The 12,768-nt window shown below is 63.6% G+C and carries 9 protein-coding genes; 5 read left to right on the plus strand and 4 right to left on the minus strand.

Annotated elements, in window-relative coordinates; all coding sequences use genetic code 11:
• The first annotated feature begins 66 nt into the window (after positions 1–66).
• From dnaX to recR, 4 genes are read left to right on the plus strand one after another with little or no spacing between them, the layout of a single operon-like run.
• The gene (gene dnaX / locus AB4Z19_RS21120; protein WP_442035921.1) at positions 67–2,607 is read left to right on the plus strand and encodes a DNA polymerase III subunit gamma/tau; all 2,541 of its coding nucleotides are present in this window, start codon (positions 67–69) and stop codon (positions 2,605–2,607) included.
• A 33-nt stretch (positions 2,608–2,640) separates the two neighbouring features.
• The gene (locus AB4Z19_RS21125) at positions 2,641–2,967 is read left to right on the plus strand and encodes a YbaB/EbfC family nucleoid-associated protein (protein WP_442027540.1); all 327 of its coding nucleotides are present in this window, start codon (positions 2,641–2,643) and stop codon (positions 2,965–2,967) included.
• A gap of 8 nt (positions 2,968–2,975) precedes the next feature.
• A complete protein-coding gene (locus AB4Z19_RS21130; RefSeq protein WP_442027539.1) occupies positions 2,976–3,266 on the plus strand; it encodes a YciI family protein in 291 nt (96 codons plus the stop codon).
• 3 nt (positions 3,267–3,269) lie between these two features.
• Positions 3,270–3,860, plus strand: a complete 591-nt coding sequence (gene recR / locus AB4Z19_RS21135) for a recombination mediator RecR (protein ID WP_442035922.1) — start codon at positions 3,270–3,272, stop codon at positions 3,858–3,860.
• Here recR and AB4Z19_RS21140 read toward each other — a convergent pair.
• The 4 genes from AB4Z19_RS21140 to AB4Z19_RS21155 form a co-directional block, all read right to left on the minus strand.
• Positions 3,840–5,939 (minus strand): putative bifunctional diguanylate cyclase/phosphodiesterase, encoded by a 2,100-nt coding sequence (locus tag AB4Z19_RS21140; protein WP_442035923.1) that lies wholly within the window; start codon positions 5,937–5,939, stop codon positions 3,840–3,842. The two genes, recR and AB4Z19_RS21140, sit on opposite strands and share 21 nt — an antisense overlap.
• A gap of 2 nt (positions 5,940–5,941) precedes the next feature.
• Positions 5,942–8,902: a response regulator gene (locus AB4Z19_RS21145; protein WP_442024318.1), complete on the minus strand. Its 2,961-nt coding sequence runs from the start codon at positions 8,900–8,902 to the stop codon at positions 5,942–5,944.
• Between the two features lie 94 nt (positions 8,903–8,996).
• Positions 8,997–9,197: a YbdD/YjiX family protein gene (locus AB4Z19_RS21150; RefSeq protein WP_442024320.1), complete on the minus strand. Its 201-nt coding sequence runs from the start codon at positions 9,195–9,197 to the stop codon at positions 8,997–8,999.
• Positions 9,197–11,257: a carbon starvation CstA family protein gene (locus AB4Z19_RS21155; RefSeq protein WP_442035924.1), complete on the minus strand. Its 2,061-nt coding sequence runs from the start codon at positions 11,255–11,257 to the stop codon at positions 9,197–9,199. Before AB4Z19_RS21155 ends, AB4Z19_RS21150 begins: the two co-directional genes overlap by 1 nt.
• 151 nt (positions 11,258–11,408) lie before the next feature.
• Between AB4Z19_RS21155 and AB4Z19_RS21160 the strand changes: the two genes are divergently transcribed.
• Positions 11,409–12,764, plus strand: coding sequence for a cache domain-containing protein (locus tag AB4Z19_RS21160; protein WP_442024324.1), 1,356 nt, complete (start codon positions 11,409–11,411; stop codon positions 12,762–12,764).
• Positions 12,765–12,768 lie beyond the last annotated feature (4 nt).

Below are 12,768 nucleotides of genomic sequence, written 5' to 3' on the forward strand. Positions count from 1 at the left end.
AATTGATGCGCTGCTCTTTGGCTAATGTTGTCCGCAGCGCTCGCCAACTACGGTAAAATCGCGCACATGTCCTATCAAGTCCTCGCTCGCAAATACCGTCCCCGGAACTTTGAAACGCTCGTCGGCCAGGAGCACGTCGTGCGCGCGCTCACGCATGCGCTGCACACGGGCAGGCTGCATCACGCTTACCTGTTCACGGGGACGCGTGGTGTCGGCAAAACCACGCTGTCGCGTATTCTAGCGAAATCGCTGAATTGCGTTGGGCCGGACGGCCAGGGTGGCATAACTGCTACGCCTTGCGGCGTGTGCGAAGCCTGTACCGCCATCGACGGCGGCCGCTTCGTGGACTATATCGAGATGGACGCGGCGTCCAACCGCGGTGTCGATGAAATGGCGCAGTTGCTGGAGCAGGCGGTGTATGCACCGTCCAATGCACGTTATAAGGTCTATATGATCGACGAGGTGCACATGCTCACCAACCACGCCTTCAACGCGATGCTGAAGACGCTGGAGGAGCCGCCGGAGCATGTGAAGTTCATCCTCGCGACGACGGACCCGCAAAAGATTCCCGTGACCGTGTTGTCCCGCTGCCTGCAGTTCAATCTGAAGCAGATGCCACCGGGTCATATCGTCGGCCACCTTGAAAATATCCTGGGCCAGGAAGGCGTTCAATTTGAACAACCCGCTTTGCGCCTGCTGGCGCAGGGCGCGCATGGTTCGATGCGCGATGCCTTGTCCCTGACCGACCAGGCGATCGCTTACGCCGCCGGTGCTGTGACGCTGGATGCGGTGCAGGGCATGCTCGGTGCGCTGGACCAGTCTTATCTGGTGCGCCTGCTGGATGCGCTGGCCAATCGCGATGGCGCTGACCTGATGGCGGTCGCTGACGAGATGGCGACCCGTTCGCTGTCTTATAACGGCGCGCTGCAGGACCTGGGCACCTTGATTCACCGGATCGCGCTGGCGCAGACCGTGCCGTCCGCGGTGCCGGCCGACCTGCCTGAATATAACGATATCGTGCGTCTGGCGTCGCTGTTCGATGCGGAAGAAGTGCAGCTGTATTATCAGATCGCTGTCCACGGACGCAACGAACTGGGACTGGCGCCCGATGAATACGCCGGGTTCTCAATGACCCTGCTACGCATGCTGGCCTTTCGGCCCGGCGTCGGCGGGGCAGAAGGCCAACCGGCCAGCGCCCCGGTAGCGGCACGTCCGGCGGGACCGAATCCGGCTCGCGCGGCAGCTGCTGCGGCAGCGGCGGCTTCCGCTGCGTCGCAAGCTGCTTCCGCTGCCGTCGCCGACCGCGCCAGTGTCGCCGTACCACCCGCCGCCGCTGCGCCGGCAACGTCCGCGCCTGCACCCGCGGCACATGCGCCGGCAATGCCTGTTGCCACGTCCGCACCTGCGCCCGGCGCGCATACGGCTGCAATGCCTGCGGCAACGTCCGCGCCCGCGGCGCATGCTCCGGCGCCGATGCCTGCCGCTGCGCCGGCGGCCGCGCCGAGTGCTCCGGCTGCTGGTGGTAATGATGGCAAACCATTGAGCCCGGCGCGCGCTGCGATCAATGCCGCGCTGGAAGCCGCCCGCGCCGCTGCTGCCGCACGTACCGGTCAGCGTCCAGCCGCTGCCGCGCGCCCGGCGCCGGATGGCGGGGCAAGTGCGCAAGCTGCTGCATCGGCCGCATCAGCCGCACCGATGGCCGCCGGATCTGCACCAGCTGCTGCCGCATCGGGACAGGCAAATGTGCAAGCCGCCGCGATGCATCGCCCTGCGCAGGCGCCATCTGCCGCGCATGCCGGCAGCCCCGTCGCGCAAGCGTCGTCGCCACAAACGACCGCTCGTGGTCCCGCACCGTGGGAAGATGCCGTACCGGGCAGGGGCGACGCCGCCGTGCTCGAAGCCCCGCCTCAGGTACAAGTGCAGCAGCGTCCCGCCGCCGCCGCACAGCCGGCCGCGCCGGCCCAGCAGTCCGCGCCACAAGCGCGCGCCGCCCAGCCGGCCGCCGATGACGATCTGCCGCCGTGGGTGACCGAATTCTCCGACGACTCCGCAGTGCCGGCTGGCGCTGGTCACATTGGCGGCATGGATGCAGGCCAGCCCGCAACGCCGGGCGCACATGCCGCGCCTGCGCCGCAAGCCCCACGCGCCGCTGCAGCAGCAACTGTCAAGCCGCCATATGAGTATGTGATCACGCCAATTCCGGAACTGAACTGGGACGGCAACTGGCCGCTGCTGGCCGCACACCTGCCGCTGCGCGGTGTGTCGCAGCAGTTGGCCACCCAGGCCGAACTGGTCAAAGTCAGCTTTGACGGCAATATGGCCGTGTTCCGAATCCGCTGCCCAATCGACACCTGGAGCACGCCGGCCAACGTCGAAAAACTGACCGTGGCCCTGACCGAACGCTTCAACCATCAAATGCGCGTGGAAGTAGAACTGGGCAAAGCCTTCTACACCACCAGCGCCGAAGCGCAGGCACACCGCGAGGTCTGCCAGCGTGCCGCGGAAGAGACGGTGGCCAACGATCCATTCGTGAAATCCATGGTGCGCGACTTTGGCGCCTTCATCGTGCCCGGCTCGATCGTAGCCCCGATGACGCCCGCGCATTAACGCTATACTTACCCAAATACGGAGAAACACATCATGATGAAAAACCAACTGGCAGGCCTGATGAAACAAGCGCAGGCTATGCAGGAAAACATGAAGAAGGCCCAGGATTCGCTGGCCAATATCGAGGTCGAAGGCCAGTCCGGCGCCGGCCTGGTGAAGGTTGTCATGACCTGCAAGAACGACGTGAAGCGCGTGTCGATCGACCCATCCTTGCTGGCTGACGACAAAGACATGCTGGAAGACCTGGTTGCCGCCGCCTTCAACGACGCCGTGCGCAAGGCCGAAGCCACCGCCGCCGAGAAGATGAGTGGCCTGACCGCCGGCATGAATCTGCCAGCCGGCTTCAAGATGCCGTTCTAAACACCATCATGTTTATCATCACGCTCACCTATCTCAAACCGGCCGAGGAGATCGACAAGCTCCTCGCAGCGCATCGCGAGTATCTGCGTGAGCAGTATGATAATGGCATGTTCCTGATGTCCGGCCGACTGGTGCCACGCACTGGCGGCATCATCCTCGCCACGGCCGACAGCCGCGCCGATGTTGAAGCGGTGATCGAGCTCGATCCCTTCAACGAAGCCGGTGCGGCCAGCTACACCATCACCGAATTCGTGCCGACCATGACGGCCGATATCCTGAGCGCCTTCAAGCAAGCCTGATTTATGGCGAAGTCACTCGAATTCCTCACGGAGGCATTGCGCCGCCTGCCCGGCGTCGGCCCGAAGTCGGCGCAGCGCATGGCTTTCCACCTGCTGCAGCACGACCGTGAAGGCGCAGCCATGCTGTCGCGCGCCCTGTATCAGGCGGTAGAGCAGGTGCATCACTGCGCGCTGTGCAATACCTTCACCGAGGAAGAGATCTGCGTTACCTGCTCGGACGAGGAGCGCGACCGCAAGCTGTTGTGCGTGGTCGAGACGCCCGCCGATCAGGCCATGATCGAGTCCACGCTGACTTACAAAGGGTTGTACTTCGTGCTGATGGGGCGCCTGTCGCCGCTGGACGGCATTGGCCCGAAGGACATTCACCTTGAGAAACTGCTGCACCGTGCCGCCGACGGCGTGGTGCAGGAAGTCGTGCTGGCCACGAACTTCACCAACGAAGGCGAAGCCACCGCCCACTACATCAGCGAAATGCTGAAAGCCCGTGGCCTGTCGGTCAGCCGCCTCGCGCGCGGTGTGCCGGTCGGCGGCGAACTCGAATACGTGGACGCCGGCACCATCGCCCGCGCCATGCTAGACCGCCGCAGTACCTGAGCCGGCGCGGCTCAGCATCCTGGTAATCGAATCGTGGTGCGAAGGACGGCCGAGGAAGAAGCCCTGGGCCATGTCGCAGCCGAACTGGCGCAGCAGGGATAGCTGCTCGCCGGTTTCCACGCCCTCGGCGACAACGATCATCTTCAGACCATGCGCCATGGCGATGATGGCGCGCGTGATGGCCGCGTTTTCGGAATCCTGCGGCAGACCGGAGATGAAGGTCTTGTCGATCTTCAGCGCACGCACGTCGAAGCGTTTCAGGTAGTTCATGGACGAATAGCCGGTGCCGAAATCGTCGATGGAGAGGAACACGCCGATGCCCCGCAGTTGTTCCAGCGTGGCCAGCGTGGCGAGGGCGTCGTCCATCAGCGTGCCCTCGGTCAGTTCCAACTCCAGCAGGCGCGGTTCGAGGCCAGTGTCGTGCAATACCGCCAACACGATCTGTGCCAGATTCTCGTCCTTGAACTGGCGGGCGGACAAATTGACTGCCATGCGGATCGAGCGCTCGCACTGCTGCTGCCAGGCGCGCGCCTGCAGGCAGGCTGTGCGCAGCACCCATTCTCCAATCGGCACGATCAGTCCCGTTTCCTCAGCCAGAGGAATAAACTCGTTGGGCGGAATGATGCCGTGCTCGGGATGGCGCCAGCGCACCAGTGCTTCCACGCCGACGATTTGCGTTGAGGGCACGTCGACCTGCGGCTGGTAGAGCAGGTACAGCTCGTCGTTCTGTAGTGCCTTGCGCAAGCCGACTTCCAGCTTCACGTGGCTCATGATCTGCATGGTCAGTGAGGAACTGTACAGTTTCGCATTGTTCTTGCCGCAGTTCTTGGCGTGATACATGGCCGTGTCGGCGTACTTGAGCAGGGAAGTGCAGTCCTCGCCATCCTCCGGATAGAGCGAAATGCCAATGCTGGCGGTGACGAAGATCTCATGCCCCTCCAGCATGAAGGGCCGCCGCATGGCATCCTTCACGCGATGCGCCACGTTCAGGGCATCTTCGGCGCGGTCCAGATCCGGAATCAGGATGGTGAATTCGTCGCCGCCCAGCCGCGCAAGACTGGACTGGATCTGCGCAACATGGTCGCCGGGCCGTATCGTTTCGTGCAGGCGTTCCGACACGATGCGCAGCAGCTGGTCGCCGACATTGTGGCCCAGGGTGTCGTTGATGCGCTTGAACGAGTCCAGGTCCATGAACAGGATGGCGAACTTACGCTGCTCGCGCGCGGAACGTTCCAGTTCGCGTGCCAGCGTTTCAAGGAATGCCTGGCGATTCGGGATGCCGGTCAGGCTGTCGCAATAGGCCAGGCGGCGGATCTGCTCTTCGGTGCGTTTGCGTTCGCTGATATCGCGCACAAGGCCCAGCACTTCGCCGCCGCCGGTACTGACAAGCCGCGCTTCAAAGTGATGCACATCGCCACGCCGTGGCAGTTCGTAGTCCACGGAACGGATCGATTGCGTGGACAGCACGCTTTTCAGCTGGTCCAGCAAGCGTTCGGCAATCGGGGCGGGCAAGACGTCGCGCACGTGGCGGCCGACGCAATCTACTTCACTGAAGGCCGCGCCGGGATCATGGCCTTGTTCGTAGTCGAGATAGTAGCCGTCGCAACTGAGACGGAAGAAGGTGTCGGGAATCGCGGCCAGCACGGCGCGGTTCTGCGCATCCGCAATGCGCAGGCGGGCGATGGCATCGCTGGCGCGCAGCACATACAGCACGCGATGGCCCAGGATCGGCCAGTTGATCGGCTTGGAGACGAAGTCGGTGGCGCCTTCTTCGTAGGCCTGCGTGACGGCTTCAATGTCGTCGCCGCCGGTGACCATGATGATCGGCACCGTGGTGCGCGACTCCAGTGCGCGGATGGCGCGGCAGACCGAGAAGCCGTCCATTTGCGGCATGTCGACATCCAGCAGCACGAGGTCGGGCGCGTTCTGCTGGAAACTCGATACGGCGGCGTGGCCATCGGCGGCTTCGATGGCGTCCAGGCCGACCTGGGACAGCATTTCCAGCATCAGCAAACGCATTACCGGATCATCGTCGGCTACCAGCACTGTGCCGCGTTTGGGAGAATAAAGCGCAGTCATGACTAGCCTCCATTGACGAGGATTGCGCTGAACGAGCGGCGGACCGACTGGAATTCCTGCTCCGCTTCCATTAACAGGTTGGCGGCGCCTTCGGTCGAGTCGGTGCGGCCGAGGTGTTCGAGTTCGCGGCACAGCTTTGCCAGGGCATCGGCGCCGACATTGGCACTGCTGGATTTCAGGCTGTGCGCGGCTTTGCGCATGACGCCTGTGTCCACGCTGTCGATGGCTTGACGCAGCATGTGCAGATGGGTGGGCGTGTCGTCGATGAAGGCGTGCAGCACACGGTGCAGCAGAATTTCGCCGTGGTCGGCGCTCAGGGCGCGGATCGCATCGAGCGCCTGGCGGTTGATACCGTCCGGCGCGAGCAGGGTGGCGCATTCGGCGCCATCCGCTGCGGTCAGCGTCTCAGCGCCCGCAGACGCCGTCGCGGTAGCCAGCGCCGGCGCGGCGTTGCCTGGATACTGCGCCGCTGGCACGACAGCGAGTGGCGGTGGAGCGGGATCGTCGGCGCGGCGCAGGGGATGCTGCATCGGCGCTGGCGCGGTGGCCGCGCGGGGCGGGCGAACAGGACGCAGTCGCGTTGCATCGCCGTGCTGCGCCGCTGCGGCGCGCGGCAGGGCGACCCAGCGGCCCAGCGTGGCGGCCAATGACTGCTGGCTGAACGGCTTGCTGAGGTAATCGTCCATGCCCGCCGCCAGGCAGCGCTCGCGGTCGCCCTGCAGCGCATTGGCGGTGATCGCCACGATCGGCAGCTGGCGCGCGCGTCCCTGCAATTGTTCGTGCTTGCGGATTTCAGCGGTGGCTTCGAAGCCATCCTTCCCCGGCATCATGCAGTCCATCAGCACCAGATCGAACTCGCCTGCGCGCGCGGAGTGAAGCGCTTCGTCGCCGTTCGCGGCGCAGACGACGTCGAGGCCCAGGCCTTCGAGCATGGCCGACGCCACCTCCACATTGACGGCATTGTCTTCGGCCAGCAATACCTTCAGACGCCGCCTGGATCGCTGCGCGCCTGTGGGTGAAAGGGAGGCGGTGCGTACGCCTTCGCTGGCACGGCCCGGCGAAACGATGCAGTCGAACAGATCACACTCGCGTGCAGGTTTGATGAGCTGGAAGGCCACGCCGGCCTCGCGCCGCTGCACCGAGTCGGCGGCATCGCGCATGGAGCTAAGCAGCAGCAGGCGTACGTCTGCGATGCGGGCGTCCGATTTGATCTCCGCTGCCAAAGTAAGGCCGCTGGCGCTGGACTGGTCCATGTCCAGCAATGCGGCGTCGTAGCACATGCCGGAAGCGCGCGCCGCATGCAGCAGATTCAGCGTCTCATCCGGCGAACTGGCGCAATCGCAGCGCACCTGCCAGCGCACCATCAGCTGTTCCAGCACTTTGCGACTGGCGGTGGCGGGGCCGGCGACCAATACGCGCAGGCCCGGCGCGGTTTCCTCGTCCACGCGCCGCTTGTCGAACTGCACGGTGAACCAGAATACCGACCCGCGCGTGAGCGCGTTGTCGACGCCGATGGTGCCGCCCATCAGCTCCACCAGCTGCTTGGAAATCGCCAGGCCCAGCCCCGTGCCGCCATGCTTGCGGGTGGTGGAGCCATCGGCCTGCGAGAAGGAATCGAAAATGCGCGTGCGGGCATCGCGCGACACGCCGACGCCGGTGTCGTGCACTTCGAAGCGCAGGCGCGCGGATTGCGCATCTTCCGCGGTGACCTGCACTTTGACCGTGATGTTGCCGCTGTCGGTGAACTTGATGGCATTCCCCAGCAAGTTCACGACCACCTGCCGCAGGCGATTGGGGTCGCCGCAGATGGCCACCGGAATATCGTGCGCAATGGCGAATTCGAGTTCGATGCCTTTGGCGGCTGCCTGCGGCGAGAAGACGCAATCGATATCGTCCAGCAGCTCGCGCAGATTGAAGTTGATGTACTCCACCGTCATCTTGCCCGCTTCAACTTTGGAGAAGTCGAGGATATCGTTGATGATGACCAGCAGGTGTTCGCCCGAGCGCTTGACCATATTCGTGTAGTGGTGCTGACGCTCGTCCAGCTCTGTATCCAGCAGCAGCTCGGTCATCCCCAGCACACCATTCATCGGCGTACGGATTTCGTGGCTCATATTGGCCAGGAAGGCACTCTTGGCCTGGCTGGCCGCTTCGGCGGCGTCCTTGGCTTTCTCAAGCTGCTCGGTGCGCACTGCGACCTGGCGTTCCAGCTGATCGCGATACTGCGCCAGCTTGCCGTCGCGGCTTTCGATCTGGACCATCATGGCGTTGAAGCTGTCGATCAGGGTACCCAGTTCGTCGTGGCGCTCATGCTGCACCTGGGCATAGGTCTGGCTGGACGAGACTTTGTCGGAGGCCGCAATCAGCTGCGCGATCGGCTGCGCAATGCTGTTGCGGAAGCGGGCCGACAGCACCAGCGCCAGCACAAACGAGATCGCAGTCGCCACGCCCGTCACGATAAGGCTTTTCAGGATGCCCAGCCACATGCGGCCTTGTCCCGCTTCGATCATGACCACACCGATCAGATGCGGCTTGACCCACACGGCACGATAGATGCGCAGGCGCGGCGCCCATAGCGGTCCGAGACGCTCCTCGGCCTTGCCTTGCGCAATCTGCTGCATGCGCGCCGCGGACAGCGGCTCCGCAGACCTGCCTTCGTCGGGAAAAGATGCATAGGCCTTGCCATCGCGGTCGAACAGGACGGCCTGGCCGATATCATCCATCACATCCAGCGCGGCGAGTGCCTGGGTGGCGGTGGCGTGGTCGGCGTAGAGCAGGGGAGAGATGCTGTTGGCGCCGATGATGTCGGCCAGCGATACCAGCTGTTCGCGCTCCTCGCTGGCGTGCGTGAGCACCGAGGCGATGGCAAACGAAAAGAACACCAGCAGCAATGCGCTGCCGGTGGTCAGCACCGAAATGACGGCGAGTTTGCGGCTAAGGCTGGAGCGTTCGAAATTGAGCATTTTCCACCGCCGTGGAACATTCCATCAGGCAAAATATAAATGCTCAAATTTCCGACGCTTTGATCTGCCTCTAACTTTGTTGGGACAAAGGCGCTTAGCAACAGCCGCCGCGTTTGCCCGCGCCACCGTAGCGGGCTTCCTGGCGTTCGCGGAAGAACTCCTCGTAGCTCATCACCGGTTCGCCGGGATGGGTGGTCTCGCGATGCGCCACGTAGGTGTCGTATTCCGGCAGGCCGACCATCAGCCGGACGCTTTGTCCGAGATAGCGGCCAGCCTTGACGATTTCGCCCAGCATCACTGCACCGCAGGCATCAGCTGGATCGGGCTTTCCTGGTGGCTCGGCTTCGAATTCGCGTAAGCCCTCATGGCGGTACGCAGACCGAATACCGTCACGGCCAGCACCACGACCATGAAGAAGCCGGCCAGCGAGGCGTCCAGGTAATCGTTGAAGATCACCTGCTGCATCTGCTCCAGCGACTTGGCTGGCGCCACGATCTTGCCCTCGGCCAGCGCAGCGGCATATTTGTTGGCGTGCGCCAGGAAACCGACCTTCGGATTGGCGTCGAAAATCTTTTGCCAGCCTGCGGTCAGGGTGCAGATCAGCAGCCAGATGGTCGGAACCACGGTCACCCACGCGTACTTGGCGCGCTTCATCTTGAACAGCACGCAGGTACCCAGCACCAGCGCGATACCGGCCAGCATCTGGTTGGCGATGCCGAACAGCGGCCACAGGGTGTTGATGCCGCCCAGCGGATCGACTACGCCCTGGTAGAGGAAGTAACCCCAGGCCGCCACGCACAAGCCGGTCGCGAGCAGACCTGCCACAGTGTTTTCAGGACGCTTCAGCGATGGAGCGAAGGCGCCCAGCAGGTCCTGCAGCATGTAGCGGCCGGCGCGCGTGCCCGCGTCGACGGCGGTCAGAATGAACAGGGCTTCGAACAGAATCGCGAAGTGGTACCAGAAGGCCATCATCACCTTGCCGCCGATGGCGTTGGACAGGATGTGCGCCATGCCCACTGCCAGCGTTGGGGCGCCGCCGGCACGCGAGATGATGGTGTGTTCGCCCACGTCTTTTGCGGTCTGAGTCAGCATCTCAGGTGTGATGTGGAAACCCCACTGCGACACCGCCTGCGCCGCCGATTCGGCCGTGCTGCCGATCAGCGCGGCCGGGCTGTTCATCGCGAAGTACACGCCAGGATCGATGGTGGACGCGGCCACCAGCGCCATGATGGCGACGAAGGATTCCATCAGCATCGCACCGTAGCCGATGAAGCGGGCATGGGTTTCGTTCTCGATCATCTTCGGCGTGGTGCCGGAGGAAATCAGCGCGTGGAAGCCGGACACCGCACCGCAAGCGATGGTGATGAACAGGAAGGGGAACAGATTACCCGCCCATACCGGGCCGGTGCCGTCGATGAACTTGGTCATGGCAGGCATCTGCAGGTAAGGCGCTACAAACACGATGCCCAGCGCCAGTCCGACGATGGTGCCGATCTTCAGGAAGGTGGACAGATAATCGCGCGGCGCCAGCAGCAGCCATACCGGCAGCACGGAGGCGATGAAGCCGTAGCCGATCAGCATCCAGGTCAGCTCAGTGCCGGTAAAGGTGAACAGGGGCGCCAGGGCCGGATTTTCCTGCACATACTGGCCGCCGAAGATGGCCGCCATCAGCAGCACGAAGCCGATCAGCGACACTTCGCCAATACGGCCGACGCGGAAGTAACGGGTGTACACGCCCATGAACAGTGCAATCGGGATGGTGGCCATCACGGTGAAGGAACCCCACGGTGAGCCAGTCAGCGCCTTCACCACGATCAGGGCCAGCACGGCCAGGATGATCACCATGATCATGAAAGTACCCAGCAGGGCGATATTGCCGGGGATCGGACCCAGTTCGGATTTGATCAGGTCACCGAGCGAGCGGCCGTCGCGGCGCATGGAGATGAACAACACCATGAAGTCCTGCACCGCGCCTGCGAATACCACGCCGGCCAGAATCCACAGCATGCCGGGCAGGTAGCCCATTTGCGCCGCCAGCACGGGGCCGACCAGCGGACCGGCGCCGGCAATCGCCGCGAAGTGGTGGCCGAACAAAACGTTCTTGTTGGTGGGGACGTGGTCCAGCCCGTCGTTGAATTTGTAGGCCGGGGTCATGCGCTTGGCGTCCAGGCCCATCACTTTTTCGGCGATGAACTTGGAGTAGAAGCGGTAGGCGATCAGGTAGCAGCACACGGCTGCAATCACGATCCAGATGGCGCTGATGGATTCGCCGCGCTTCAATGCGACGACGCCCAGCGCGGAAGCACCAGCCAGCGATAGCGCCGCCCAGCCGAGTTTCTTCAAAACGGGGTTCATTGAGTCCTCCAGGGAATTGGGATGCTGCTCTTCGCGCAGCTTATGGAGAGTATTCAGGAAGTGCATATCTGCTCACAAGCGCAGCACTACGCAGAATCGGTCCGTACTACTACGTAGGACCCGCAAGCCGCGGTGGACGTACAATCGCGGGATGAAGCTGCGGCATAAGTTCATTTTTCTGGCCATCGCGCCCCTGATCATCGCCCTGTGCGCCATCGCGATCGCGGTGCGGCATCAGGCGAACACGCTCGCCATGCAGCAGCGCGACACCATCCAGCAGGCCTACCTGGCCAGCAAGGAAGCGGAGCTGAAGCACTACGTGGCGCTGGCTTCCCACTCGATTTCCTATCTGGTGCAGTCCGGCCGCAATGACGACGCCACTCTGAACGAGGCCAAGCGTGTGCTGTCCACCCTCAGCTTCGGCGACGATGGTTATTTCTTCGTCTACGATATGCAGGGTAATTCGCTGATGCACCCGCGCCAGCCGGAGCTTGTGGGCCAGAACCTGTTCAATATGCGGGACGACCGGGGCAGCCCTACCATCCAGAATTTGCTCGCCACGGCCAGCAAGGGCGGAGGTCTGGTGCGCTATCACTGGGTCAAGCCGTCCACCCACAAGTCCGCGCCCAAGCTGGGGTACGTGGTCGCGATTCCGGAATGGGGCTGGATGATGGGCACCGGGATCTATCTCGATGACGTGGACGCGGCGCTGGCCAAGGTCGACGCGCAGCAGCGCGCCAATATCCAGAGCACCATGCTGTGGATCGCGGGCATCGCGATTCTGGGCGCGCTGGTGGTGGGCGTGACCGGCATGGTGGTGAACATCCGCGAATCGCGTGTGGCGGACGCCAAGCTGAAGGCGCTGGCCCAGCGCGTGGTCGAATCGCAGGAAGAGGAGAGGGCGCGCCTGTCGCGCGATCTGCATGACGGCATCAGCCAGTGGCTGGTGTCGATCAAACTGCAGATCGAGGCGGGCATCATCCGCCTGGCCAATCCATCGCAGCAGGACAAGGCGCAGGCGGTGTTCGAGCACACGGCGGAACAGTTGAACAATGTGCTGGGCGAGGTGCGCCGCATCTCGCACAATCTGCGTCCAGCCATTCTGGACGATCTGGGCTTGGCCGCAGCGCTGGATCACCTGGCAGGCGAATTCCAGCAGCACAGTGGCCACCCCGTCGCCTTCCACGCCGAAGGCTGGACCGACCGCCTGCCGGACGTCGCGAACACGGTGCTGTTCCGCATCGCGCAGGAGGCGCTGACCAATATCGAGCGCCACGCCGCAGCCAGCCATATCGTGATCGACCTGCGCGGCGACCGGCATCAGGTGGTGCTGCGCATCAGCGACGATGGCCACGGCTTCGACGCCGAGGGCATCGCCGTGCATCCCAAGCGCGGCATCGGTTTGCGCAATATGATGGAACGTATGGAGGCGATCGGCGGCGACTTTGCGATCACCTCATCACCCGCGGGCACGGTCGTCGAGGCCCGCGTTGAATACCGGAGTTGAATGC

Origin of the sequence: Pseudoduganella sp. RAF19, assembly GCF_052114165.1 — a bacterium.
In the GTDB taxonomy this organism is placed as follows: domain Bacteria; phylum Pseudomonadota; class Gammaproteobacteria; order Burkholderiales; family Burkholderiaceae_D; genus Rugamonas.